Below are 26,206 nucleotides of genomic sequence, written 5' to 3' on the forward strand. Positions count from 1 at the left end.
TATGGCGGCTTAGCGTGCTACGGTCGATATTAGTTATCGGTGTCATTCTTACATCAGCCATTGTTGTCCATTCATCCTATACCGCTTATGTTCAAGAACTCTATTATGTTCTTTACTTAACGACAGGGTTTACCGCCTTTCTTTTTGCAACACTCTCTATAGGCTTAAAACACATAAAAATAGCTTCAGCGTTTTTAGTTTTAGTCGTTGTTGCAGCTTCACTGTGTATTTTGTTTTTTACTACCGATTTAATTTCAGCTCAATACGGCTTACTCTTTCTTTTCACACTTCCTATTATTGTTCGTATTTTATACGGTATAAAAGCATCAATTATTACCATGCTTTTAAACCTTGTTCCCTATTTTCTTTTAGTTACCAAAACTAAAGTTTCACCTTTGTTTGGTATAGATATTACATTACCCGATACGCACACTTATCTGGCTTCATTACTATTCTTATTCTTTAATTTCTGTATCCCAATTGCTGTATTACGTGTCATGTCTTCGTTAGAAAAGCAGTCTGAACACAATCAATTACAAAGCAGGAAACTCGACAAGATAGTAAAAGGGTACCAAGAAATATTTAATAACGGGGGCACTCCCTCGTTTTTTTGTGATGAACAAGGGCGAATACTGCAAGCAAATAAAGCAGCTAGAACCCTAGTTAAAAAATTTCGCCCTAATTGTGAATACATTCAAGACCTGTTTTCTTTGAGCTTACCTATAACACGTGGAGTTAATCAAACTGCTTCAATCTATAATAACCCTGAACAAGAATTTGAAATCCAGCCAGCTAGCTTAATGCACCATAAAAAACAGCTCATTCATTGCCATGACTTGTCTGTAAATAAAAAAAATCTGCTGGAATTCGATGCGTACAAAAAGCAGCAGTACGAAAAGCACTACTTTAATGAACTTACAGGTTTAAAGAACCATCACTTTTGGAAACAGATGGAAACTAGCGATAGCATTGTGAACCAACATATAGTGCTATTAAAGCTGGCTAACCTTCGCGAAATAAATCTTCAGTATGGCTATAGTCAAGGCGATAAACTTTTGATAAAAGTGACATCGCAGCTACAAAACGAACTCTCTAACTGCGCGAGGCTCTATCACTTTCCCGGCGCGAAATTTTTATTTACTCTGAACGCCAAGCAATTATTTTCTAGTTCTATCGAACATTTTTTAACTCGAAAACTGCCAAATACTATCACTGTTACCTCGAATAATGTCAGTGTTGAACACACGTTGAAATGGCGTGTAGGGCATTATCATGTTAGTCGTGAAATAAGTCCTGATGCCGCAGCTGAGTGCTGCGCTATTGCATTAAGCCAAAGCAGTGAATTGTCGCCCTACATGTCTTTTAGTATTAATACGGTGAAGTCTATTAGGGAAAATACTCAACAAAAAGATAGAGTAAAAGCGCTTATTGATAATGGCTGCCTTGCGATTTATCTACAGCCCCAGGTGTCAATCGATGAAACTATTATCGGTTTTGAAGTCCTTGCGCGTTTAAAAGACCCATCGACTGGGTCGATATTACAGCCCCATCATTTTCTCTCTTTGATAGAAGCGAACGGTTGGGAGGTGTTGTTTACTCAAAAGGTTATCGACGCAACTCTGTCACTTCTTGATACGTGGCCTGCTAGCCTACCGCAAGTGCCTATCGCTATTAACCTATCTGGCCCTGAACTATTAAATGACCTTTTCTACGAAAAGCTTTTACGCCGCTTTTCAGAAAGCCCAGAACTATGCCAAAAATTAAAGCTAGAGCTCACTGAAACCTCGGTACTGGCAAGCCACAGTGAAACAAAGCGTCGTCTAACCTCTTTAGCTAACGTAGGTGCGACAATTATTATCGATGACTTTGGAACAGGTCACGCTTCCCTCTCTCAGCTGATAGACATGTCAGCAAGTGTCATGAAAGTTGATAGGGAGTTTGTTGACCGTGTGGAAACTTCTGAACGACACCGAAAAATCGTTCAGATGACTTTAGATCTAGCGAAGAGTTTAGAAATGCAGACAATCGCAGAGGGTGTAGAAACGCGTGCCCAGTTGGCAGTGCTAAAACAGATGGGGTTTAAACATTTTCAGGGTTACCTTTTCGGTAAACCGGCTCCCGTCGAACACTGGATTAGCGAATCAAAAGTGCAGGCGTAACTAAAATTCCAACGATTTGGTTAAACGTAATATGCGTTTATCACTAATTGTAATAAATCTTTTTGTTGCAAACTCTGTTTAACAAAGCTTTACTGGTATGACCAGATGAGAGTTAAAGAGTAAGGTACACCTAGTGAGCATCCCAAAACCTAACAATATTACTGTTACGTGCAAGGACAGCATAAGTTTAAGCGCAACGCTTTTCACCCCTAAGCAGTCAGTGAAGGCAGCAGTCATGATTGGCCCTGCTACGGGTATCAAACGTCAATTCTATAGTGCGTTTGCCACCTATTTATGTGACCAAGGGTATGGCGTTATCACTTTTGATAACAGAGGCATTGGAGGGTCGGCAAAAGGCAGCCCTAAACAAAGTGATGCATCGCTAGTAACCTGGGGTGAGCAAGATATGCCGGCGGTGTTAGAGACACTAAAGTTTCACTTCCCTAATGTGCCTTATTTTCTTGTTGGTCATAGCGCAGGAGGTCAGCTACTAGGTTTGATGCATAACGTACATGACCTCACTGCTTTTTGTAACTTTGGTAGTTCATCAGGTAGCTTGCGAAACATGCGTAAAAGCTATTTGCTTAAAGCTCACTTTTTCATGAATTTTTATATACCCGTGAGTAATTTACTATTCGGCCATACTAAATCCCAGTGGGTCGGTATGGGCGAGCCATTACCTAAAAAAGTGGCGCGCCAATGGCAAAAATGGTGTAACGGTAAAGGTTACGTAAAAACAGGGTTTGGCAGTGATGTTAACCAGCACCACTACGACACCATTCAAATGCCTTCTAAGTGGTTACTCGCCAAGGACGACGACATTGCTAACATTCACAACGTCCACGATATGATTAGCGTTTTCCCCAATATGGAAGCTGAGGTGGAGGAACTCGATCCTCATGCTAATAACGTAAAAGAAATAGGCCATATGAAGTTTTTCTCACGGAAATGTCAGCACTTATGGCCTAAGATCACGGAATTCTTTAATCAGTACACTTAATAGGTGGCGAAAATGTCCTCGGAAAGCAGCGAATTGCTGAGTCGTACGCTCTCTCCTGTAGGGTAAGCTTAATTAGTTAGCTAAGCCACGTATTGACCTTTGGCTGCCCTGTAAAATTAAGGGCAGCGATAAATTGAGTGCTTATTTAAGCGTATAAATACGCCCTTCCTTTACCGGTATTCGAGCTTGCTGATGGTCGTTAAAATCATCCTCTAGTGCTTTTAAACCCGAGCGTTCGTTCACCTCTAGCCAACTACTGCTCCATGTTATTGCCTTAAATACAAATTCGCTACTCTGCTTTTGATATTCAGCGGCGCCTATCTCGTTCATTCGCTGTTGAATATGGGCGGGAGCAAAGAAGAAATCGCTGTCGGCGTCATCATTTTCCGCTTCACTTTCAACATCTTGCCAGTGAGTTAAGCCTACGTTGACGTATCGGGTTAAATGCGTTTTAAGTTTCTCACTTATTAGGGCTTTGACTTTAGCGTTACCTGACATATCTACCGCCACAGTCGGTATACACTGCAGAGACTCTAACTGTTCATAGCTGATAACGCTGTGGTAGATATCTAGAGAAGTAAGAGCTTCGACACGTTTTTCGGAAGTGACGCCAATGGCCTTTACATCTGCATTTTTCAACGCAAAGGCAAGGCCTAAACTTGTTTTGCTTGAGCCACTTAATACTAGCAATTGCTCTCTTTTCGACGATGGAATACCGTTTACTACTTCCCACAGACAGAATGACGTTGCAAACAAAGGCCAAAGCAGCATCTGCAAATTTTCTTGCATATGCTGCTTCGCACTAATCTCATTGTTCACACCTTCGGCTTGAGCGGGAAGCGGGCGATAAATATTGTAGCCTTGGGGCAACTTTAAACGATGGGGGCTGCAATCGACCAGGGTATTATTGTTCAAAGTGGTATTACTCATAACAAGGCGAGTTGCAGGAGGAAAGTACCCGAAAAAGCGACTTCCTACCGGCACAGCATCATTTGTGGAACTTAGCACACGGGCCACTCCCCAAACGGGGATAACCCCCCAATTATTATCGCTAACTTTTTCCAGTGACTCAGGCACAATCGGCGGAAAAAACTGCCAATAACCTAGCTTTTCCCCCACCATATAGTAAGTAAAATTGTTAGCAGTAAACGCAAATCTTTCCACTTCAAGCACTAGGCTTTTATCCGTCGTTTGAGCTTTACTATTCATATCACCGGTGGTGACGACTCTGTAACGACTAGGGTCAGTCTTATCAACTTGAAATTGTTCCATTATTACTTATCCCCTTTTAAAGTTGGCCTTTGGCTTTTAGGTCATGAATATAAGTCATCAATTTTTGCATTGCAGGGACGGCTGCCTCTTTTAACCGACCTAACACTTGCATTTTTTGCATATCGTCTTTTGCCACACCGTGTACAATGCGAGAAAAACCATCAAGTCGGCAATGATAAATCCAAGCTCTTAACCCTTCATCTTCGCCCCAAACTTTCATATTGCGTAGCATTGCAGCCGTCATTGGTAGCCAATCTAGATCTCTATTAGGCAACGGAACCACCTGTGTTAATACTTGCTTTTGCTTTTCATCAGCATAAGCTGCTTCGACGTGAGCAATAAGCGCCGCACTAAACACAGGCTGATACGCTCTCACCGTCTGAGGTGTAATTACATCACCATCAAATACCGGCTTAATATCTAAATTAGTTATTGCAGAGGCCGAGCAATCTATAACTAGGGAACTCTCTGGCATACGCCATGTAGCGCCATTAAAGTGCAGCTCATCTTTACTTATGTGAGTAACGCGGCCGTGTCGGACAATAGAAGTTAACGATTGCAACGCACTTAGCTCTAACTCGCTTACTGTAGCTCCGTGAAACATGCTGGGCCGCACATCTTTATCAATACGCAGTAAAACGCCCCTTTCTTCTAACTTGTCGAACATATCATCTATCGAGCTGGAAGATGCTATGGCTTCCATCTGATTAGCTTGAGCGCCTATGGTATCAAAGAAAAAACTATCTAATGGCTGCGTATTCTTTCGGTTCAGTAACCAAGCATCACGTGATACAACCCAGTGAATATTATCTGGCGACACGTGGTTTTGAAGCAGCCACAGGCAGGTATCAACACCGGTTTTTCCACCGCCAATTACCACGTAGTTTTGGTGTTTACCAATTCGAGGGACGACTGTATTTACCGGCGTGAAATCTACGTCGCTGTCTAGGCTGAAACTTGGGGTATGAGTAAGCGGTATACTTGTATTTAAGTAAGTCGCGTCGACTATTTTTTTCTTTACGCTAACCTCATAGCGCTTACCATTTAATAATGAAATGAATTGCTTATCTCCTTGGTATTCACACATTGGGTAGTACTGAACTCGTCCACTAGGAAGGAAGGTCTCGTTCATCACTGCATCAAAGTACGCGCTGACTTCTTGTCCTGAAGCAAGCCCCATTAACCCTTCGTTCATACCACACTTGTCAATTATGCCGCGGTTTAATTCTTTAGAACACACGCCGTAGAAAGCTGAAGGCTGATGGAGTGTCACAAAGGGATAAGCGTAGTTCCAATGACCACCCGGCTTAGCGTTTTTATCTATAATCAATATGTTGGCATCGGTTTCATGCAACAACACGTCGGCAAATGCCATACCTACAGCACCAGCGCCTACTATCAAATAATCGCAGGTTAATTGCTCAGTTTTCATATATAGTGTCCTTATGAATAACCTGCGGGCAGGCAGGTTAAGTGTTAAACCTAGAAATATAACAGCGTTATTAAACAACTTTACATAACGATGTTATATTGCGCAACATGTAAATGATGTGTAAATGAAAAAAGATACGCGACAAAAGATCTTAGATGCTGCTTCAGCGCTGTTTTTGAAAGGCGGTACAAATGCACTTAGCGTGCGTGCTATTGCTGAAGGCGCGGGTATGTCAACTATTGGCATTTATAGCCATTTCAAAGGTAAACAAGGCATTCTTGATGCGCTTTATATTGAAGGTTTCGAGCTTGTAGAGCGTGAAATGCTGGCGGCGGATGGTAATACTGCGGCAGAAAAAGTGATTAATGGCTGTGAGCGTATTTTAACGTTTTCAGAAACCCATGCAGCTCATTACCGGCTAATTTTCGCTTCCGACTTGAAAGACTATACCCCTTCAGATGAAGCAATAGAAGCTGGTGAAAAAGCCTTTATTTCACTAACTAAGCTTACCGCTGCGTTGATAAAAAAAGACCTGTCTGTCGAAGAAAAACAAGATGTAGCGATGCAGGTCTGGGCGCTTAATCACGGCTATATTACATTGAACCAGCATGAAATTAGCAACCGTATTACCTGGAACAATTGGAAAGAACGCGCGCTGCAAGCCATTCGCCTACACGTTTACGCCCTAGTCGCTACGCAATAATGCAAAAGGGAAAGCGTTTGTGAGGTGAGCCCACATAGCATCGAGCAAATAAAGTCGCTGGCGCGGTTTGATTTTGCTAATGCTCTGTTTTATGCCTTCGCGCTAACTACCCTGTAGTACAATCTTCTTGTGCTATTTTGAATTACGCTTGTCTAGTCCATATTGAACGGCCATTCTTGCAACACCTGCTCCAATGCCCGATATAACAGCCCAAGTAACGGCTTCTTTGAGGTCTGTATTTTCACTTTTTTTATCTTTAGGTGCAGGTTGCTTAGCTACCTTTTCCCAAGACTTTTGGAGCGTTTTTCTCGCGAGAATTCCTGCAGACGCTGCGGCGAGACCAATGCCCACATTCGTAATGAGTTCTTTATTACTCATGGTGTTCTCCGGTAGTTCTATCCGCTGATGTTACTAAAGTTAAAAAACAGCCGCCTACTGCTAAACGACTGACAGCTGTCTTTTTCTGTCCGTAATATGAAGTTCAAATCCGGTCGTGACTTAACTTTTGCCCCTAACCAGATTCATGACAACTGAAATAATCAGTAAAACAACGAAAACACCAAATATAATTTTGGCAATACCCGCTGCAGAGCCGGCAATTCCACCAAACCCTAAAACCGCTGCAATTAATGCGACAACTAAAAATATTAAAGCCCAACGTAACATAATATATCTCCTTATTTCGTCAGTTAAAGTCATTTAATATTTTAGTAGCAAGCCATGGGCCTACTTGAAAATTCATCTTAGCTATTGTAGAGCCCATAAGGCTTACAGGCTGATGATAATTAATGAAAGGGAATGCGTTTTATCACTGCCGTAACTCTTATTACAAAATATGCAGGCTTTCTTACCTTTAAAATTGTAAATATTTCTCGAATAAAAAGGATCAGAGTAATGTTGCATTAATTTACTCTGATCCCCGTATATGCTACTTGCTCGCCACCGCTTTTCTTACCCGTGCTCCATAGTCGCTATCGGCTAATTCGTATTGTACAAACATCGCTTCCTGTACATCCTTCGTAGCTTGGCTTAGACCTTCCGCAATATTGTTTACCAACTGCTGCTTTTGATCTTCACTCATAATGCGATACAGATCTCCAGCCTGAGAGTAGTTGTCTTCATCACGGTTATCATAAATGTCTAACCACGCATCTTGCTCTAGTGGCATTGGTGGCTCTTGTACCTCTGACATTTCAGCAGGTTCACCAATGCGAGCACGGTTATTTGGGTAGAAGTTTGCCCCGCTCCCCGCAAGTGCTGGGTTAATCCCTGCAAAAGCACCATCACGTTGATAATTGTGTACCGGGCAACGTGGCGCATTTACCGGTATTTGGTTGTAGTTGGCTCCTATGCGGTATCTGTGTGCATCTTGATATCCTATTAGTCGCGCTTGAAGCATTCTGTCTGGCGACGCACCAATACCCGGTACCAAATTGCTCGGCGCGAACGCTGCTTGCTCAGTCTCTGCAAAGTAGTTATCAACATTGCGGTTTAACTCCAATTGTCCTACTTCAATTAATGGGAAATCGCTGTGAGGCCATACTTTAGTCAAATCAAACGGATTGATATGATATTTACGGGCTTCCTCTTCAGTCATGATCTGCACGTTCACTGTCCACGATGGGAACTCACCGTTATCGATACTTTCGACAAGGTCCTGCTGGGCACCGAAGGCAGGCATTTTCGCCGCTTCTTCATTAGTTAGCGTTTTAATACCTTGGTTCGTTTTAAAGTGCCATTTCACCCAATAGCGCTCACCTGCGTTGTTCCAAAAGCTTAAAGTATGTGAGCTATAACCATTCACGTGACGATATGAAAGCGGGATACCGCGATCAGACATCAAAATCGTTGATTGGTGTAATGACTGTGGGTTGTTCGCCCAAAACTCATAGACCGCCTGCGGGTCAGGCAAGTTAGTGCGCGGGTTTTTCTTTTGACTGTGAATAAAGTCAGGAAACTTAATACCATCTCGTAAGAAGAATACGGGGGTATTATTGCCGACCATATCCCAATTACCCTGTTCGGTGTAAAGCTTCACCGAAAAACCACGAGGGTCCCGAGCGTAATCGCTTGAGTCTTGCCCCCCACCTACAGTAGAAAAACGTAAGAACACATTGGTTTTTTGCCCTTCTTTTTGCAAGAAGTCGGCAATAGTATAATCAGACAAACTTTTGGTTAGCGTAAAAGTACCATACGCTGCACTGCCTCTAGCGTGAACAACCCGCTCTGGAATTCGCTCGCGGTTAAAGTGCGCAAGCTTCTCGAACAAATAGTGATTGTCGAAAGTAACCGGGCCACGTGGGCCTGCAGTTCGACTTTGATTGTCATTGGCAACGGGCGCACCATTGCTAGACGTTAGCGTAGTAGGGTTTATAGCTGTACCTGAAAATGGACACTTACTCATTGCGAATTCCTTCTAGTTCATTTCTGCCCCTCTTTTCAGCTTTACTAACAGTCTCGCTAAAACGGGGCTTACTTTAATAATTAACAACGCTTTGTTAATTACCTTTTTCATTTAGAAATATAATCGCTGATTTATTAAAGCAATTAAAACGAACAAAATAGATAGTACTAATCGTGATTTCAAATCACGCTGAAGCGCTTGTTACTAGATGGCAGGTTTGACACTTATTATTTAACTATCGGGGGCTTCGTATTGCAGGGGCATGTATAAGCAAGCTTAGTGTGGCTGGGAAAAGTGGGCGCTAGTTGTTCAGAGCGTACTTTTTTACGAAGGTGTTTATACCGCTCAGTAGCTTGCTCCTTGGGCATACCAAATTACAGTGGGTAGTCATGGGCGCGCCCCACCTAAGCAAATAGTCAAACAATGGCAGCGATGGTGTAACGGCAATGGCAATGTCGAAACTGCGTTCCAATAAGACATTTACACCCATTTTTACGATGACATTACACTACCATCAAAATGGTTACTCGCCGCTGATAATGCCATTGCTAACTTAAAAAATGTAGAGAATGTAGTGCGAATATTTCCTAACGTCAGCGCACAAATAAAGATGCTTCACCCTAGCGATTTTAAGGGGAAAGAAATAGGTCATATGAAGTTTTTTCTCACAAAAATATCAGTACATCTGGCCCCAAACCTTTCAGTTTTTGGTAGAGCTTGTGGAAAACTAGCGTATTTGTTCCATGCGAGACAGCAGTGCGTTTGCTTTTTCTCGTTGTTCAAAAGGCGTTGATGACTTGACTAAGCGACTTAAAATGCGTTTCGCTTCTAAGTAGTTTTCTAATTCTACCAAGGTATAGGCAAGATGATATTGTAGTGACAAAGATGTCGCATTTCGCACTGACGCTTGTCGAAGCAGGGGCAGCGAGGCCTGTGGTTTGCCATTAATGGTTAGCGCCCAACCATAAGTGTGCAGCACACCGGCGTCTTTGGGTTGTAATCGGTACGCTTGCTCAGCAAAGTGTAAGCTCTTTTCGTTATTTATCAGTAAATGAAGCTCCGCTAATCGATTATATAATGCAAACCGGTTTGCTTCTGGTGCTACCTCTAACATATAAAGATAGTGGTTGATTGCGGTGTTAGCATCGCCATAATAATAGTGATATTGCGCCAGTAAATTACGGGTGAAATACCTATCGGGCTCTTGTTCTACCGTCGCAGTTAAACGCTTAATCAACGCCGAAAAATCACCTGTTTTCACACTTAGGGCATACAGTTTGGCGAAGGCTAAATCGAAGGTTTCATCTTCATTCAGCACCTTTTGATAAAATGTCATCGCTTGAGTGAAACGACCTTTTTGCTGGGCTAATTCACCAAATTTGAATAACACCTGAGGGTGCTTAGGATAACTTTTTATTATTGCTGACAGACTAGATTCTGCACGTTCAACTTTATTTAATGCTAATAAAAGCTTCACCCACTGAAGTTGTAAATTTAGGTTTTTTGGTTGCAATAATCGAGCTTTATCCATACTACTCAGGGCTTTATCTTCATCACCCACAGCCAACCAATTTTGCGATTCACTTACCAGTACGTTTACCGGCCTATCAAATATTAATTCTAGTTTTAGAAGAGTTGATTTTGCATTTTCTACATCGTTTGCTTTGATGTAAAACGTAGCCAGTTGCACTAATGCCAAAGGATTGCCAGGCTCCTTCACTTCTAATTCACGCAATGCAGCAATGGCACTTCTGTAGTCTCGTTGCTGATTCATTGCAGCCACGGCGGAGAAAGTGATTTTTCCTATTGGTCCAAATTCTTGTAAAAGGTATCTATACCGTCTATCGGCCGATTCAAAATCGCCTCGACGCATGTCAATATTCGCCAATTGAAACACCACTTGAAGATGATTTCCTTTTTCTTCTTCAAGCAAAAGTAAAATAACTTCAGCGTCGTCTAACAATCCTTTGTTGATTAGCATTGTTGCTTGATTGTATCGCGCAGCAAAAAGATCAGGCGCCTGGTTGAGAACATCGGATAGTACAACTTCAGCCTCTGCGTATTTTTTTTCAATCAGCAATTGAGCAGCGTACATATTCAGAATCGTTATATCATCAGTAAACTGCGCTCTTAAAGTGGCGATGGCTTTTGCGGCTTTTTGGGTTTCGCCGATATCGAGAAAATAAAGAGAATAGGCCACTAACACTTGTCGATTGTCTGGGTATTGCTCTAATAAATTGTTTAACTGTTCTGCAGCTTCTTTAAATTTACCTCGGGAGAATTCTACCCGTACCGCAAACAAAGCAACGTCTACATTATCGGAATACAGTTCAGTTAAGGAAGATAGCAATCTTACTGCTTTAAAATTACGGGCGTTTTCTAAATACAAACTTCCTAGAAAAATTGCCTGCTCAATATGTTGTTCTATCAATTCCTCCTCGTGATTTTGCAGCCCTAACATGGCGGCTTTTTTATCGCCCAACGCCATGTTAGTAGTTGCTAGCAAAATCGCGGTTTGCAGGTCTTGTTCGCTGTAAGTTGTAAATAGATTAAAGCTATCTCTTGCTTGTTCAAAATTGCCTTGCATCAGGGCCACCATACCCCGCAAATAGAGCAAGGAAGGTTCCGCTATCATCATTTCTTCTGGCACGATAGATAAACGCTGATCGATTTGCTCTAGTTGAGGGCGAATATTAGATAAGGCATCTATCTGGCTAGTAAGCCAACTATTGACAAACATTAAGTATAAGTCATCTTCCGTTTCCAATAACAAATCTTCGGTGACTAATAACGCAGCGTCCAAATCGGCTATGGCCAAATAAGCATCAATTAAACTTCGTGCAATTTTCGCGTTATTGGGCGAAATTCGATAGGCGTTGTTGAAATAACGCTGTGACAGCAGCACATCCCCTCTTGCACTTGCAAGACGGCCAAGCGCCCACCATGTGAAGGCTTGACTGTCGTCCTCAGCAAGCGAGCGTTGAAGCAAGGTATCTGCCTGTTTATATTGACCATCCTCAATGGCCAACAAGGCCAAGCCGTTTAATCCCAGGGGATGCTCTGGTAATTGGGTAAGCAATTCATCATATTCCCTTTGGGCACATAGCCGTCTCGATTCAATCAGGCACGCTTCAGCACGAGTAGCGCGCCATTGTGCCAAGTGGGCCTTAGATAAGTCGGTAGATACGTCTATGGCTAGTATTTGCTCTGACTTTTGCAGGCGCACCAATACTCTGGACCAATTAGGCAACACCAAATTGGGGTCCGCACCTTTTTCATAGGCATGTAAATAGGTGTTGTGGGCTTGTTCCCACAACCCTGTTTCGAAATAAAGATTGGCTAAAAGTAGGTGTGCAGGAAGATAATCGGGGTTAGCTTGTAGCACATTCTTTATATGGATAAACGCGTCGTTGAAAGCTTTGGCTTCATAACTAACAATGGCAGATTCATAATCTACACTCGCAGTATCTTTTTGATCAGCATTGGCTAATGCCGTGAATGAAAGTGTAAGTATGAAACTAAAAACACTTACACAAATTCGTTTTCTCATTATTTAACGGGTTACTTTAAGCCTGCGTGTAACCATCAATATACTGGCGATAAGTATCAAGAACAAGCTTGAGTGGGGCTCTGGAACTTCAACAACATTCGTTTCACGTTCATAGTTAAATACAAAGTTATGAAACTCACGAGCCCCAGTGTAAGACTCAGACGCGAAGGCGCCGTCAAATGATGACCCGCCTGTAGTGTCTGCAAAAGGCGCAAGTACAGACCCTTTTACATTCAGGTTATTGAAATCAATGCTTTCAGCATCATAAAAATTCCACAAAATATTAGAATAGTAACTTTGCTGGGTGAAATCACCTGTACTGTTTACGCCACCACCAATAACAATGTTCTTGCCTTGCAAGTCGCTGGCAGACACATTAATGATAATAGTTTCAGCACTGCCTGCAATTAAGTTTAATGAACTGTTCTGGGCAAACACTTCGCTGGCTGAAACATTAAACACAGCAATTTCATCAATACCTGTATAATTAAACGTGCCGTTGCTGTATGTTCCATTTTCTGTAAGGCTTGAGTAGTAAGCAGTATCTGCGTATAAAGAATTAGCAATGTCGGTAATAGACACATCGGGGTTATAAATAGCCTGACCGTCATCACCGTCGTTCAATTCTACCGTCGATGTATTTAAGGCCCCGCCGTAGACGAGATTATTGTCTCTAAGCACCCGAATACCATTCGCGTTGACATCACCTACAATGGTAACCGCATCAATAGCTGTGTCGGTATTGGCTAACCGACTACCAAACTCAGCAGTGCGTCCTTGAGCGTTCAAATTTCCGCCAATAAATGCCTGTCCTTCAACATCTCCACCTTGGAAGTTGTAATCTTCTAGCAAAATAAGATTATAAGTGCCGAGCACATTCGATGTCGTTGTACTCGTGCTGGCGGTTTCAGCCGCTACAGCGGTGAATTGAACAACGCAAAAAACAAAAAAAAGTGCAAAACGCATAAAACGACTACCCAACGTGTTAGCGAAACTAGAAAAAGCGCTAGTCCTTTAAGGACGCTGCCTAAAATACTCGGAAATGAAAATGGTTCTGTTAGCGTACCATTTTTGGCTTTAAAAAGCAAAAATCACACCAACTTTGAAACTCTAATAAACTCATGCACTTCAATGATTTACATATTTTTAACACGACTTTTTTGTATATTTTCTTGACAGCCTTGCACCTAAAAAATGCAACTTTAGTTGATGTTAAAATAAAAAAGAGACACTAGTATTAAGCCTCTCTAGCTATGAATTCAGCACTAGGGCGCCTTAAGGCTGCGGCACGTCCACTCCTCTACATATTACTTTTTTGCAATAAAGGTCTAGCGTTAGCTTTTGTCCGTAAATAAAGAAACAACAGTTCGTCAAATACTAAGGGCTTGCGTAATGACAAAGCCACTCATATTCATTACCGGTTTTATTATGTTAAGCATCATTATCTTTGCGTCTTGGAACACCTTCGAAACCCTTGTTCATATTGACGACAAGAACAATGAGCTAGCGTTTATGGGCAGTTCTGGTTGGCAGTGGCATAACAAATCACAAGGGCTTCAAATTAAGCGAGTCGATGGCTATTTGCCGGCACTGAGAAAAGTATCCGACAGCAAAGAATATGCTTCGCTTATTACCATTACTGAAAGCGGAAATTATCGCGGCTTTGTATTTTTTGACCAAGACTGTGAAGAAGGCGCTATTGTCTCGGAGCATGTAGCTTACGGTGAGGCAGAACCAACAAAACGTGAAGTATTACACTGCCTGCATGGAAAGCTGGTGTATATGAAAAACTGGGCAACCGCACCTACAGAGAGGTGGCAAGCCCGTGTGGGCGACTTTGAGTTCGATGAAGCCCTAAACGAATGGGATTTCACACCACTTCAACAAGCCTACTTAAAGAGTGTCGCCGAACTCATCTAAAAATTGGGGTCAGAGTGCTTTTTGGTCCCGCTTTTTGTCGATGCTCTTCTTCAGCCATTCTGATGCTAAAAAGATGATAAAAACAACTAAAGTACTCTGACCCCGTCCTTTAAGTAATGTACTCTGACCCCATTATTTAGGTGTTGGCGAGGGCGTCGTCAATATCTTTTGCGCTGTGGCGGTTTTCTAACTGACCGTCGTCGCCCCAGGTCTTATTGACAATACGGCCACGTTTTATTCCTTCTCGCTGCTCTAGTTGTTTAGCCCATCGGACCAAATTGGTGTACTCGTGTACTTGAAGAAACGTCGCTGCATCGTACAGGTTGCCAAGTACTAGGTTGCCATACCATGGCCATATAGCCATATCAGCTATGCTGTATTCACTTCCCGCCATAAATTCGTTATTAGCTAAGTGCTTGTCTAGCACGTCTAGCTGACGCTTAGTTTCCATAGTAAAGCGATTAATAGGATATTCCATCGGATATGGCGCGTAGCTGTAGAAGTGCCCGAAACCACCACCTAAGTATGGCGCTGAACCTACCTGCCAGAATAGCCAGTTAAAACACTCAGCTTTAGCATGGGCATCTTGGGGAATAAACTTACCGAATTTTTCTGCAAGGTAAACTAATATCGAGCCTGATTCAAAAAGCTTAGTTTCTGGAGCCGTTGTAGTATCAACCATTGCCGGAATCTTACTGTTCGGGTTCACATCAACAAACCCAGAAGAAAACTGATCGCCCTCACCAATATTTATGAGCCAAGCGTCATACTCTGCTTCACTCACGCCGGCAGCCAACAGTTCTTCTAGCATGATAGTTACTTTCTGGCCGTTGGGTGTGGCAAGCGAATAAAGCTGCAAACCATGTTTTCCCATAGGTCGCTCTTTATCATGAGTCGCGCCCGAGACTGGACGGTTGATACTGGCCCACTTGTTACCATCATCTTCGGCCTGAGTCCAAACTTCTGGAGGCGTATAATTATTTTCTGTCGACATAGCAAATCCTTCGAGGTTCATTATTGATCAAATTACTGCAATACATAGCTACTAAGAACAGCTTTTAAAGACATATAGCTCAACACTGTCGACTAATAAACGGTGATATACGGTTACTGACATAAAAAAGCCGCACTTGGTAAAGGTACAAAGCACGGCTTTAAGAATAAAAGGCGAGCAGTCCATTGCCCGCAAACTGGTGCTGCTCGATACTCACTGTTTAAATTTCAAAAGAAAAAACGGTGGCCATATCGATAGCGTGTAATCGTGAGTTACTTAACCTTGTAGTAGGCGTCAATTAGATCGGATTCATCCAAATAGGCAAACATTTCACTTTGGTCATCTACGGTACTTTCTGAAGCAGGTTCGATAGCTTTTTCCGTAGCCTTTTCATCATGTGCTACAACATCAACATTATTTGCATCACAAGCGGAAATTGTTGCAAGAGCTGCCATAACTAACGACGTAGAGAATGAGCGCTTAATAACTCGCGCACAGAAAGGATTTATCTTGGTTTTTAACTTTGTCATCAATAACACCTCTTGCTCCTTGTTGTAACTGATAAGAGATGTATCAATCATTGTGCCAACTGAAATTAACCTCATATTTTCAGCCACTTAATTAAAACCCATACACAGAAAGAGTTGATAAAACGAAGGAAATGTTGCGCATAGGCAACACCATTTTACATTTGGTAGAGATAATTCTTTGAGATGGGTGAAAAGCAAACAGAAAGCGTTTAGTTATTTCTGCTGATGGTAGAAAAGTAATGGCGTAAACCTAGTTTACAGGCACAAAAAAAGCAGGCTTCGCCTGCTTTTTTATAACGTTTATGGTAATTAAATACTCACCCGCTTGTAAGGGCGATATTCAGCTTTCCAGAAGTTTCGCTCAATGCTGGCAAGCAGTGCGTCATCAGACATTTCCAAGGCTAGTCCCTGCTCCATCGCTACTTTACCTACTTCAAAAGCTATCTCACGGCTAATTTCTGCAATGGCTGCAAGGGGTGGCAATAGTGAACCTTGACCAGTGTTGACTAATGGCGACGCTGCCGCAAGCGCGTTACTTGCTGCCATTAGCATTTCATCGCTAATTAACTTTGCTTTTGATGCAACAACACCAAGGCCGATACCTGGGAAAATATACGAGTTATTACACTGAGCAATAGGAATAATATTGCCATTGTACTCAACAGGCTTGAACGGGCTGCCTGTTGCAATGATCACCTTACCTTCGGTCCACTCAATTACTTGTTCAGGACGTGCTTCAACCTGACGAGATGGGTTACTTAACGGGAAGATAATTGGCAGTTCACAGCCTTGCTTCATAGCGCGAATAACTTGTTCGGTGAACAAACCTGGCTGGCCAGAAACACCAATAAGTACATCAGGCTGCGCGCAGTACATAACGTCTAACAGTGATGCGTAATCACCACTGAATGTCCAATCAGCCAAATCTGCATTTTTCTGCTGAAGCTTTTGCTGGAAGTCACGTAAACCTTCCATACCCTCGGTAACCAAGCCAAAACGATCAATCATAAACACTTGCTTACGCGCTTGTTCGTCTGTAAGGCCTTCAAACACCATCTGCTGAATAAGCATTTCGGCAATACCACAGCCCGCAGAACCCGCGCCCACGAAGACAACTTTCATGTCGCGTAGTTTTTGCTGCTTAGTTTTACACGCCGCCAAAATAGTACCAAGCGTAACCGCAGCGGTACCCTGGATATCGTCGTTAAAACAGCACACGTTGTTGCGATAACGGTTTAATAACGGCATAGCGTTTGGTTGCGCGAAATCTTCAAACTGAATCATCACATCAGGCCAGCGTCGCTTCACAGCGTTAATGAACATATCAACGAATTCGTCGTATTCTTCCTGTCCAATACGGGGGTGGCGGGCGCCCATGTACATAGGGTCATTAAGTAGCTTTTCATTGTTAGTTCCAACATCTAACATGACAGGCAAAGTATACGCCGGGCTAATACCACCGCAAGCGGTGTACAGCGACAGCTTTCCGATAGGAATGCCCATACCACCGATACCTTGGTCACCCAGTCCTAGTATGCGCTCACCATCAGTCACAACGATCACTTTCACTTTGCGTTTTGTCGCATTGCGAACGATGTCATCTAGCTGATGACGCTCTTCATAAGACACAAACAAGCCACGAGAACTGCGATATATATCAGAGAATTGCTCGCATGCATCACCTACCGTTGGGGTGTAGATGATTGGCATCATTTCATCAATGTGCTTTTGAATGAGGCGATAGAACAAGGTTTCGTTGTTGTCTTGAATAGCGCGCAGATATATATGCTTGTTTAGCGCTTCATCAAAGCTGCTGTATTGCATATAAGCACGTTCCACTTGCTCTTCAATCGTTTCATACCTTGGAGGTACTAGACCAGTTAAGTTAAAGGCCGCACGCTCACGTGCTGTGAAGGCACTACCTTTATTCAGTAGGGGGGTTTCCAGCAATGAAGGGCCGGCATGAGGAATATAAAGATATCGCTGTGAATCTTCTGACATTGGTTTTCCGATAATGTGTTCAGGCAAATACATCACCTAAAGCCTGAAGCGGCACGCCCATGGCGTGCCCTTTTTGTAATTAGAATATTTCTTCTGGCTCTGGTGCAGTAGTCTCATCCTGCGTGGCTGGATCCAACACTTCGTCATCGCGAACGTAAGTCGTCGGCTCAGTACCTTGCAGGAAGTATTCGAATAGTGTCGTATGGTCTGTACGTCTGGTCAACTTCCCACTGGTACGATCAATGCGAACACGTACTATATTTTCTGGTACGGGCATAGGTGTATGCGGTTTACTTTCAAGGGCGTGTTGCATAAAACGGATCCACGCCGGCTCTGCCGCTTTAGCACCGTCCTCGATGCCGATCAAAGCATTACCAATCCAGTTGAACTTATCAGGATTCTTATTAATAAGGTTTTGGTTACGCGTTGCACGACCTAACTGACGGCCCATGTTATCGAACCCGACCCAGGCCGTGGCCACCAAGTCTTTATGGAAGCCACTAAACCAGGTATCCCGCGAATCATTTGTGGTGCCTGTTTTACCAGCAATATCAGTACGCTGAAGGATGTTGCGAGCACGCCATCCCGTACCAAGCCAATAAGTTTTCTTATTCCAGTTACCATTAGCTCGAACAGCAGTGCGCATCATCTCCGCCACCAAAAAGGCATTTTGAGGCGTAATAACCTGAGGCGCTATTGCTTTTTCTCCGCTTTCATCCACGTCACTATCACCGAGTAAGATATCTTGGTTTAACTCAGCGGCCAGCAAGGCTTCAATATCCGCCTCTTCATCTTCAGGCAGCATTTCTTGCTCGCTTTGATTTTCACAACGATTACACGCCCACACCGGATTTGCTTTCCAAAGTTCATCACCGTTTTCGTCAAGTACTTTGCTGATAAAGTGAGGGTTTACTAGATAGCCACCGTTCGCAATGACCGACATACCTCTTACTACTTCAAGTGGCGTATGCGAACTCGAGCCAAGAGATACAGTTTCATCCAGCGGGATATCGTCTTTATTAAAACCAAACCGGGTTAAATAATCTGCCGTTTCTCTAAGTCCAACACCGCGAAGTAAACGAACCGATACTACGTTTTTAGATTTACCTAGGGCTTTACGCATTCTTATCGGTCCATCGTACTCTGCCGGTGAGTTTTGCGGTCGCCAAGCAACGCCTGTAGCGGCATTCCATTGATTGATAGGCGCATCGTTTATAATAGATGCGAGTGTGTAACCGCTGTTTATTGCTGCTGAATAAACAAAAGGTTTAATGTTTGAACCCACCTGCCGTTTGGCCTGAGTAGCCCTATTAAATTGGCTTTGATAAAAGCTATAGCCGCCAACCACAGCCTCAACGGCGCCGTTTTTAGGGTTAAGCGCGATAAAAGCCCCGCTAACTTCTGGAATTTGCGAGATACGCCACTGCCCATCTTGCTGCCTGATGTAAATTACCGCGCCTTCTTGGGTGACATCTGAAGCGGTTTTAGGGTCGCTACCTTGTCTAAAGTCTGTAATGTAACGACGGGCCCAATCAAGACCGTCCCACTCGACAGTTATCGTTCTACCATCAACTGTCAGCACATCTATCGACTGTTCATTAACCTTTGTAACGACAGAGGGTAACAAGGGTTTGATGTGAGGAATTTCTTCAAGCACTCGCATGAGAGACTCATTGTCCCAGTCTTCTCGTGTTGTTTTGTTGCTGATATCAAAACTTACTGAAAGTTGAGGGATAGGGTCATTTTTTCCTTCTGACTTAGGAATATCCCACAAATATCCGAGTGCACCTTTATACCCATGACGCTCATCATAATCGTGAAGGTTTCTCACCACTGCTCGTTGCGCGGCAAGTTGCAGATCAGAGGTTGCTGTAGCATAAACCTGGTAACCACCCGTTTCTGCTTCTTCTTTTCCATAAATTTCTACCATTTCGTTGTAAATGGTATCTGCTAAATACGGCGCATCGACTTCGATTTCGGCCCCGTGCTTCTTCGCTGTAACCGGCGCATTAGCCGCTTCATCGAACTGAGCTTTAGTTATGTATTCTTCATCGAGCATTCGAAGAAGTACAACACGTCGACGCTCGACAGAGCGCTGTGGCCCACTAATAGGGTTGAGTAACGAGGGTGCTTTGGGCAGACCAGCAATAGTAGCAATCTGTGCTAAAGAAAGTTCGCCTAGCGGTTTGCCATAGTACACCTGAGCAGCAGCACCGAAACCAAACGCCCTGTGTCCCAACTCAATTTTATTTAGGTACAACTCTAAAATTTCTTGTTTAGAAAGCTCTTGCTCCATATGAAGCGCAATAAAAATTTCTTTTATTTTTCGAATATAGGTTTTTTCACGGCTAAGAAAGAATCCTCTTGCTAGCTGCATGGTTAACGTACTTGCACCCTGACGCTTCTCACCAGTAAGCACCAGGCTCACTGCAGCGCGAACAATACCTATAGGGTCGATACCGTGGTGTTCGTAGAAGCGACTATCTTCAGTTGCAAGGATGGCATCAATTAATTCTTGCGGAACTTCCTCAAGTTTTACCGGGATCCGCCGTTTAACTCCATACTGCGAAATAAGTTTTCCGTCTTTGGTGTATATCTGCATGGGGGTTTGCAGCCTTACATCCTTAAGTACAGTAACACTTGGTAGGTCAGGTTTGATATAAAAGTAAATACCTACCAGCGCTGCAAAACCAAGAAGGCCTGATAGAAAGCTAAATAAAATAAGTGGTTTAATGTACTTCACTGTAACGGATACCAAGACATTTTGTTGAAATGACGTATATTTTATACGTATGTGTTATCTGTAGAACCATACGCACAATACTAATAGAGTAATATTGTACTTTAGAGCAACTACCTTTGAAACTGGACACTTGCACATGAAATCGCTGTTCAAAAAAAAGCTGCCGCCCATTGTGGGCTTAGATATAGGCACGCGTCAAATAAAAGCGGTATGGCTAGAACAATCAAAAGACGGGTTCGTCCTTCAAGGGTATGCCTGCGAACCCATTACTAAAATCGCTTTTTCAGAGCGAGATATTAAAGATTATGAATCGGTAAGCGTCGCACTTAAAAAAATTCGTAAATCGTTAAAAACCAAATTAAAGTTGGCGAATGTTGCGGTAGCAGGCACGTCTGTCATTAGCAAAATTGTTTATATGGATCCTGAACAAAACGATTACGACCTTGAAAATCAAATTGAGATAGAAGCAGACAGTCTCATTCCCTATCCCCTCGAGGAAGTATATTTAGATTTTGAAGAAATGGGACCAAGCCCGACTCACACGGGTAAAGTCAATGTTTTGTTAACTGCCGCTCATAAAGACCTCGTCGACAGTCGGTTATTGCTAGCAAGAGAAGCTAACTTCGAACCTAAAATTGTCGATATGGAAAATTACGCCATTGGTAATGCATTAGACTTTTTCCACGAGCCTCATGCTGAAGATGAACCGCTTTGCTGCATAAATGTGGGTGCCTCTCTGCTACAAATATGCGTAATTAAAAATGGTGATGTGATTTACACGAAAGAGCACGCATTCGGGCTTAACCAACTAGTCAATGATATCAGCGCCATTCATATGGTTGAACGCGAGGTAGCAGAACGCCAGTTACTAGACGGAACGCTTTCAGCTAACTGGGTGGAAGATACACTGCCTATTTTCGCCGCTAACCTTCAGCAGAATATCAACCGAGCGCTTCAAATGTATATGAGTACTTTACATGCTGAGCGACCAACGAAAATTCTATTAAGTGGTGGTGCGGCGACCATTGAGCCATTGGTGGATATACTGAAACAAGACTTAGGCCTTGAGGTTGATTGCTTCAACCCGTTTAGCAATATGACGATAAACCCAAAACTTGATACTACGCGACTTAGCAAAATTGCACCTCAGCTTGCAATTGCTGCGGGTCTGGCGAGCCGGAGCTTTACGCCATGGCACATGTAAATTTACTGCCTTGGCGAGAAAAGCAGCGCCAACATCAAAAGCAACAATATTTAGCGGGCTTAGTTGCAGTTGCAGCTATTGTGGGCTTAATTTTTTGGTTTATTGGTCAAGCTATCGACCAGCAGATTAATAATCAAAACTCTCGTAACCAATATCTTGAACGCGAAATAGCCGTGCTCGATGCGCAAATTGGTGAGATTAAAAAAGTAAAAGAGAGAAAGAGCGCGGTAGAGCAGCGCATGGCGCTCATTGAGCAACTCCAGGCAAACCGTAACGTTGCACCTATTGTGTTTGATGAACTCGCCAAGCTAGTGCCCCAAGGTGTGGCTTTCGAATCAATGACAAGAACCAATAACATCATCAGAATAGAAGGGATCAGCGACTCAAACAACCGCTTATCAGATTTTATGCGTGCATTAGACAATTCGAAAGTATTCATGGGCGCAGAGCTTTCTACCATAAAATCTGACAGCAGTGCTGCCAGAGCGATTAGCAACTTTACTCTTACGTTTTCGATAAACCCGAACGTTGCTCCCTTAGAAATTGTAAGTAGTGAGGCGCAATAATCATGAAGTTTGATGTTTCGAAACTAAAAGAACTCAACGAACTCGACTTTGAACAAATTGCGATTTGGCCGAACGAAGTCCGCATTGTTGTTGCTGCGTTCCTTGCCATATTGGTAGGCGCAATAAGCTACTACACCTTGGTAAGTCCCAAACTACCCATTAAGGATGCCGCCGAGCTAAAGGAGCAAGAGCTTAAGCTACAGTTTGAAGCAAAATATCGTATTGCGGCTAATCTAGAAGCGTATGAAGAGCAGCTTGCGAAAATAAAAGAAGACTTCTCTTCAATGCTTAAAAGTTTGCCAACTAGTAACGAAACGCCAGGACTGCTTGATGACATCACATATGTCGGCACATCGTCTGGCCTGACGTTTGAGCTACTTAACTGGCAACAAGAAGTACCAAAAGAGTTTTATACCGAGCTTCCAATTGAGATGGAAGTGAGCGGAGGCTATCATGACTTCGGCGAATTCGTATCTAAAGTAGCCGACTTACCCCGTATCGTTACGCTACATGATTTCGATATTAAGCGCGAAGTCGGCGGTTTATCTCTTAAACTACAAGCAAAAACTTACCGCTCTGAAAATGCTTCGGATGTTGAAGGAGATAAACAATGATTCGTTCACTTTTATCTCTTTTTATCATACTACTCATAACGGGCTGTTCACCAAAGCTTGATGATCTTCACGTCTATACCCAAAGTGTCAAGGAACGTGCACAGCCTCAAATTGAACCCTACCCGGAGTTCAAAACGCACCCGCCATTTAGCTATACTTCGAGCACACTTAGAAGTCCTTTCGACCGTCCGCGCAAAAATACGACGCCGGTAGCTAAAGCAAGGGTTGAAAACTGTCTACAGCCCAACTTTCAACGCCCGAAGGAAGCATTGGAGGCTTATGGTGTAGATGCCCTCGCCCTCGCGGGCAATTTTGCCGTCAAGGGAGAAAAGTGGGCATTACTAAAAAGCAACGATGGCGCGCTACATAAAGCTAAAGTAGGAAGCCGTATCGGCCTGTTTTATGGCAAAATTATGCAAATTGGCACCGACTCAATTACTATTGAACAATTATTACCTGATGGTGCAGGCTGCTGGCAAAGGAAAACAACAACAATGACTACAGCATCGAAGGCGGGAGAGTAAGCATGGCCGAACGATACATTTTTAATAAGTCTCTCAACCGAAGAGCGCCTAGATGGTATTGGCTGGCTTTTGCTGTCGCTGCAATATTTTCATTTACTTTTTTGGTGTCTCACCCCGTAAGAGCACAGGAACCCCTGCTGGTAGACCCCAGCGCTAAACAAAACGAAACGGCTCCCGCTACTACGGTTACGAATGTAGACTTCACACAAGCGACCAATAGTACAGCGGTAACCCTGGTGGAGTTCGTCGGTTCAGTACCCAAAGTGCAGCTCATTGAGTCGCAGGGAAAGGTGTCTCTTACACTTACCAATACCGCTTTAGCTGAAGACCAGCTCATCGAGCTTAGTGTGGCCGATTTTGGCACTGTTGTTTCAACCATAGAAACCTTTGAAGATGAAAATGATGCACGTATTGAGATTAACTACTCTGGCCAAGTTACCGTTAAAAATACGGTAAAAGACAGTGTACTGCGCGTAGCCATTTCGCCTATGGATAGCGAACAACAAGAAGCTTTAGACGCAGAACAAAAATACACTGGCGACCCCATTTCTTTAGATTTTCAAGATGTTCCTGTAAGGCAGGTTCTACAAATTATCGCGCAAGTAAATGGGTTTAACTTAGTCACAACAGACACAGTTTCAGGGAACGTCACAATTAGCTTGTCTGGCGTGCCATGGGATCAAGCCCTAGACATGATTCTGCGCGTTAAAGGCTTAGACAAGCGTTTGGAAGGCAATATTTTGTTAATTGCGCCTGCCGACGAATTATCTGCACGTGAAACCCAAGCGCTCCAGTCTAAAAAGCAGGTGTCGGATTTAGCCCCACTGCACACGGTAAATATTTCGGTTAACTATGCTAAAGCCTCAGCGTTAGCCACCATATTGAAATCTACCGAGGGTGGGATACTTTCGGACCGTGGCGGCGTTACCGTGGACGAACGAACCAATACATTACTTATTCGCGATACCTTAGCCTCTATTGATGAAGCAAGAAAAACTATCAATGCGTTAGATATTCCAGTGAAGCAAGTGCTGATAGAAAGCCGCATGGTTACTGTGCTTGATGATGTTGACGAGCAGTTAGGCGTTCGGTGGGGGTTTAGCGACCGCCAAGACGATAACGGCGTATCAGGTACTCTTGAAGCGGCCGATACCATTGCCGGAGGCGTGGTGCCTAGCATTGATAACCGTCTTAATGTGAATCTTCCGGTAACTAGCGCTGCGGGAAGCATCGGCTTTCAAATTGCGAGCTTAGTTGACGGCACAATTTTAGACCTTGAACTTTCTGCTTTGGAATCAGAGAACAAGGGTGAAATCATTGCAAGCCCTCGTATTACCGTCGCCAATCAGCACGAAGCTTATATTGAACAAGGTACAGAAATTCCTTACGTTCAGGCAACATCGAGCGGTGCAACGTCGGTAGAGTTCAAAAAGGCTGTGCTATCGCTTAAAGTTACCCCGCACATTACGCCAGACAATCGCATAATTTTGGATTTAGTTGTAACTCAAGACACGCGCGGTGAAACTGTGTCTACATCAACCGGCGATGCAGTAGCCATCGATACCCAGGAAATTAAAACCCAAGTACTGGTAGAAAATGGTGAAACTATCGTACTTGGCGGAATTTTCCAACAGACTAGTTCGGACGGCGTATCAAAGGTTCCTTTATTTGGTGATTTACCTTTTATAGGCGCCTTATTTAGAAATACCTCACAACTTCAACAGAAGCGAGAGCTACTTATCTTTGTTACGCCTAAAATAGTAACCGAAAGACCATAAGTACATTTTCACCTACAAAAAACGCGCATCTTGATGCGCTTTTTTTGTTTTGAGGCTTTTTTTGTAACTAATTTTACAGGTATACACTATTTGTTAGTAACAAAACTTGCATCGCCTTGCATGAAACTGAGATAATCCCTGCCTCGAAATTTAAGCGAGGTTTAAGGAGTGGTGCTTATTGGAAACTAAATAGGCACGAGTCAATGGGTAGGCTGGTAAGGCAACAGTGCACTGCCCCTAACATGATTAAGTTGTGATATAAGCAAATATGGCTGAAAAACGTAATATCTTTTTAGTTGGCCCAATGGGTGCTGGCAAAAGTACCATCGGTAGACATCTGGCAGACGAACTTCACCTAGATTTTTTTGATTCGGATCAGGAAATTGAGCGCCGTACAGGTGCAGATATCGCTTGGATCTTCGATTTAGAAGGCGAAGACGGTTTCCGCAATCGTGAAGAAAACGTCATTAACGATTTGACAGATAAGCAAGGTATTGTACTTGCCACTGGCGGCGGTTCTATTGTAACTAAAGCGGTGCGTAATCGTTTATCTGCTCGCGGCATTGTTGTTTACCTTCAAACCACAATCGATAAGCAAGTTGCACGTACACAACGCGACAAACGTCGCCCTTTGCTACAAAACGAAGATCCGGAACAAGTTCTTCGCGATCTTGCAGAAATGCGCAACCCGCTTTACGAAGAAGTTGCTGATTACATTGTTGATACAGACGACCAGAGCGCGCGTGCTGTAGCAAATCAAATTATCAGTAAAATCGGTCTATAAATTAAATATGTATTAGGAGGTGCTACGC

General features: G+C 43.2%; 21 protein-coding genes. 10 read left to right on the forward strand and 11 right to left on the reverse strand.

Annotated elements, in window-relative coordinates:
- Window positions 1-14 precede the first annotated feature (14 nt).
- The gene (locus tag D1814_RS05500; RefSeq protein ID WP_232368984.1) at window positions 15-2,159 is read left to right on the forward strand and encodes an EAL domain-containing protein; all 2,145 of its coding nucleotides are present in this window, start codon (window positions 15-17) and stop codon (window positions 2,157-2,159) included.
- A gap of 133 nt (window positions 2,160-2,292) precedes the next feature.
- Window positions 2,293-3,159, forward strand: a complete 867-nt coding sequence (locus tag D1814_RS05505; RefSeq protein ID WP_118490463.1) for an alpha/beta hydrolase family protein — start codon at window positions 2,293-2,295, stop codon at window positions 3,157-3,159.
- A gap of 141 nt (window positions 3,160-3,300) precedes the next feature.
- Here the strand turns inward: D1814_RS05505 and D1814_RS05510 are convergent, their stop codons facing one another.
- Both D1814_RS05510 and D1814_RS05515 read right to left on the reverse strand, forming a co-directional pair.
- Entirely contained in the window at window positions 3,301-4,431 is a 1,131-nt protein-coding gene (locus tag D1814_RS05510; protein WP_118490464.1) for a DUF2855 family protein, read from the reverse strand.
- Window positions 4,432-4,447: 16 nt separating this feature from the next.
- Window positions 4,448-5,863 carry an NAD(P)-binding protein gene (locus D1814_RS05515; RefSeq protein WP_118490465.1) on the reverse strand — a complete coding sequence of 472 codons (1,416 nt, stop codon included), beginning with the start codon at window positions 5,861-5,863 and terminating at the stop codon, window positions 4,448-4,450.
- Window positions 5,864-5,987: 124 nt separating this feature from the next.
- Between D1814_RS05515 and D1814_RS05520 the strand changes: the two genes are divergently transcribed.
- On the forward strand, window positions 5,988-6,566 hold the full coding sequence (locus D1814_RS05520) for a TetR/AcrR family transcriptional regulator (RefSeq protein WP_118490466.1): 579 nt from the start codon (window positions 5,988-5,990) through the stop codon (window positions 6,564-6,566).
- A gap of 132 nt (window positions 6,567-6,698) precedes the next feature.
- On the opposite strand, the gene D1814_RS05525 is transcribed toward D1814_RS05520, so the two are convergent.
- The 5 genes from D1814_RS05525 to D1814_RS05545 form a co-directional block, all read right to left on the reverse strand.
- A complete protein-coding gene (locus D1814_RS05525) occupies window positions 6,699-6,944 on the reverse strand; it encodes a DUF4235 domain-containing protein (RefSeq protein WP_118490467.1) in 246 nt (81 codons plus the stop codon).
- 120 nt (window positions 6,945-7,064) lie between these two features.
- Window positions 7,065-7,232 (reverse strand): DUF1328 domain-containing protein, encoded by a 168-nt coding sequence (locus D1814_RS05530; RefSeq protein ID WP_118490468.1) that lies wholly within the window; start codon window positions 7,230-7,232, stop codon window positions 7,065-7,067.
- Window positions 7,233-7,494: 262 nt separating this feature from the next.
- On the reverse strand, window positions 7,495-8,970 hold the full coding sequence (locus D1814_RS05535) for a catalase (RefSeq protein ID WP_183037619.1): 1,476 nt from the start codon (window positions 8,968-8,970) through the stop codon (window positions 7,495-7,497).
- Between the two features lie 727 nt (window positions 8,971-9,697).
- Window positions 9,698-12,520 carry a tetratricopeptide repeat protein gene (locus D1814_RS05540; protein WP_118490469.1) on the reverse strand — a complete coding sequence of 941 codons (2,823 nt, stop codon included), beginning with the start codon at window positions 12,518-12,520 and terminating at the stop codon, window positions 9,698-9,700.
- Between the two features lie 3 nt (window positions 12,521-12,523).
- The gene (locus D1814_RS05545; protein WP_118490470.1) at window positions 12,524-13,486 is read right to left on the reverse strand and encodes a choice-of-anchor A family protein; all 963 of its coding nucleotides are present in this window, start codon (window positions 13,484-13,486) and stop codon (window positions 12,524-12,526) included.
- Window positions 13,487-13,912: 426 nt separating this feature from the next.
- Between D1814_RS05545 and D1814_RS05550 the strand changes: the two genes are divergently transcribed.
- On the forward strand, window positions 13,913-14,440 hold the full coding sequence (locus D1814_RS05550; RefSeq protein ID WP_118490471.1) for a hypothetical protein: 528 nt from the start codon (window positions 13,913-13,915) through the stop codon (window positions 14,438-14,440).
- 136 nt (window positions 14,441-14,576) lie between these two features.
- On the opposite strand, the gene yghU is transcribed toward D1814_RS05550, so the two are convergent.
- The 4 genes from yghU to D1814_RS05570 all read right to left on the reverse strand — a co-directional run bounded on the left by yghU (window position 14,577) and on the right by D1814_RS05570 (window position 20,708).
- Window positions 14,577-15,434 carry a glutathione-dependent disulfide-bond oxidoreductase gene (yghU, locus tag D1814_RS05555; protein WP_118490472.1) on the reverse strand — a complete coding sequence of 286 codons (858 nt, stop codon included), beginning with the start codon at window positions 15,432-15,434 and terminating at the stop codon, window positions 14,577-14,579.
- 272 nt (window positions 15,435-15,706) lie between these two features.
- Complete coding sequence (locus D1814_RS05560) at window positions 15,707-15,964, reverse strand: hypothetical protein (RefSeq protein ID WP_118495317.1); 258 nt, start codon at window positions 15,962-15,964, stop codon at window positions 15,707-15,709.
- Between the two features lie 309 nt (window positions 15,965-16,273).
- The gene (locus tag D1814_RS05565; protein WP_118495318.1) at window positions 16,274-17,965 is read right to left on the reverse strand and encodes an NAD-dependent malic enzyme; all 1,692 of its coding nucleotides are present in this window, start codon (window positions 17,963-17,965) and stop codon (window positions 16,274-16,276) included.
- A gap of 79 nt (window positions 17,966-18,044) precedes the next feature.
- Complete coding sequence (locus D1814_RS05570; RefSeq protein WP_118490473.1) at window positions 18,045-20,708, reverse strand: penicillin-binding protein 1A; 2,664 nt, start codon at window positions 20,706-20,708, stop codon at window positions 18,045-18,047.
- 136 nt (window positions 20,709-20,844) lie between these two features.
- Between D1814_RS05570 and pilM the strand changes: the two genes are divergently transcribed.
- The 6 genes from pilM to aroK all read left to right on the forward strand — a co-directional run bounded on the left by pilM (window position 20,845) and on the right by aroK (window position 26,178).
- On the forward strand, window positions 20,845-21,912 hold the full coding sequence (gene pilM, locus D1814_RS05575; RefSeq protein WP_118495319.1) for a type IV pilus assembly protein PilM: 1,068 nt from the start codon (window positions 20,845-20,847) through the stop codon (window positions 21,910-21,912).
- The gene (locus tag D1814_RS05580) at window positions 21,900-22,478 is read left to right on the forward strand and encodes a PilN domain-containing protein (protein ID WP_118490474.1); all 579 of its coding nucleotides are present in this window, start codon (window positions 21,900-21,902) and stop codon (window positions 22,476-22,478) included. The genes pilM and D1814_RS05580 overlap by 13 nt, the downstream gene beginning before the upstream one ends.
- 2 nt (window positions 22,479-22,480) lie before the next feature.
- Complete coding sequence (locus D1814_RS05585; RefSeq protein WP_118490475.1) at window positions 22,481-23,092, forward strand: type 4a pilus biogenesis protein PilO; 612 nt, start codon at window positions 22,481-22,483, stop codon at window positions 23,090-23,092.
- Window positions 23,089-23,616: a pilus assembly protein PilP gene (locus D1814_RS05590; protein WP_118490476.1), complete on the forward strand. Its 528-nt coding sequence runs from the start codon at window positions 23,089-23,091 to the stop codon at window positions 23,614-23,616. Before D1814_RS05585 ends, D1814_RS05590 begins: the two co-directional genes overlap by 4 nt.
- A 2-nt stretch (window positions 23,617-23,618) precedes the next feature.
- Window positions 23,619-25,394 carry a type IV pilus secretin PilQ gene (locus D1814_RS05595; protein WP_118490477.1) on the forward strand — a complete coding sequence of 592 codons (1,776 nt, stop codon included), beginning with the start codon at window positions 23,619-23,621 and terminating at the stop codon, window positions 25,392-25,394.
- A gap of 268 nt (window positions 25,395-25,662) precedes the next feature.
- Window positions 25,663-26,178, forward strand: coding sequence for a shikimate kinase AroK (gene aroK / locus D1814_RS05600; RefSeq protein WP_118490478.1), 516 nt, complete (start codon window positions 25,663-25,665; stop codon window positions 26,176-26,178).
- Window positions 26,179-26,206: the final 28 nt, after the last annotated feature.

Origin of the sequence: Alteromonas sp. BL110 (genome assembly GCF_003443615.1) — a bacterium.
Lineage (GTDB): Bacteria > Pseudomonadota > Gammaproteobacteria > Enterobacterales > Alteromonadaceae > Alteromonas.

Bases quoted from the DNA above. Each gene is read 5' to 3' on its own strand.
- D1814_RS05540 (WP_118490469.1), bottom strand. From the start codon at position 12,520: ATGAGAAAACGAATTTGTGTAAGTGTTTTTAGTTTCATACTTACACTT.
- D1814_RS05545 (WP_118490470.1), bottom strand. From the start codon at position 13,486: ATGCGTTTTGCACTTTTTTTTGTTTTTTGCGTTGTTCAATTCACCGCT.
- D1814_RS05565 (WP_118495318.1), bottom strand. From the start codon at position 17,965: ATGTCAGAAGATTCACAGCGATATCTTTATATTCCTCATGCCGGCCCT.
- D1814_RS05535 (WP_183037619.1), bottom strand. From the start codon at position 8,970: ATGAGTAAGTGTCCATTTTCAGGTACAGCTATAAACCCTACTACGCTA.
- D1814_RS05520 (WP_118490466.1), top strand. From the start codon at position 5,988: ATGAAAAAAGATACGCGACAAAAGATCTTAGATGCTGCTTCAGCGCTG.
- D1814_RS05590 (WP_118490476.1), top strand. From the start codon at position 23,089: ATGATTCGTTCACTTTTATCTCTTTTTATCATACTACTCATAACGGGC.
- pilM (WP_118495319.1), top strand. From the start codon at position 20,845: ATGAAATCGCTGTTCAAAAAAAAGCTGCCGCCCATTGTGGGCTTAGAT.
- D1814_RS05515 (WP_118490465.1), bottom strand. From the start codon at position 5,863: ATGAAAACTGAGCAATTAACCTGCGATTATTTGATAGTAGGCGCTGGT.
- aroK (WP_118490478.1), top strand. From the start codon at position 25,663: ATGGCTGAAAAACGTAATATCTTTTTAGTTGGCCCAATGGGTGCTGGC.
- D1814_RS05580 (WP_118490474.1), top strand. From the start codon at position 21,900: ATGGCACATGTAAATTTACTGCCTTGGCGAGAAAAGCAGCGCCAACAT.
- D1814_RS05525 (WP_118490467.1), bottom strand. From the start codon at position 6,944: ATGAGTAATAAAGAACTCATTACGAATGTGGGCATTGGTCTCGCCGCA.
- D1814_RS05560 (WP_118495317.1), bottom strand. From the start codon at position 15,964: ATGACAAAGTTAAAAACCAAGATAAATCCTTTCTGTGCGCGAGTTATT.
- D1814_RS05530 (WP_118490468.1), bottom strand. From the start codon at position 7,232: ATGTTACGTTGGGCTTTAATATTTTTAGTTGTCGCATTAATTGCAGCG.
- D1814_RS05510 (WP_118490464.1), bottom strand. From the start codon at position 4,431: ATGGAACAATTTCAAGTTGATAAGACTGACCCTAGTCGTTACAGAGTC.
- D1814_RS05595 (WP_118490477.1), top strand. From the start codon at position 23,619: ATGGCCGAACGATACATTTTTAATAAGTCTCTCAACCGAAGAGCGCCT.
- D1814_RS05550 (WP_118490471.1), top strand. From the start codon at position 13,913: ATGACAAAGCCACTCATATTCATTACCGGTTTTATTATGTTAAGCATC.
- yghU (WP_118490472.1), bottom strand. From the start codon at position 15,434: ATGTCGACAGAAAATAATTATACGCCTCCAGAAGTTTGGACTCAGGCC.
- D1814_RS05585 (WP_118490475.1), top strand. From the start codon at position 22,481: ATGAAGTTTGATGTTTCGAAACTAAAAGAACTCAACGAACTCGACTTT.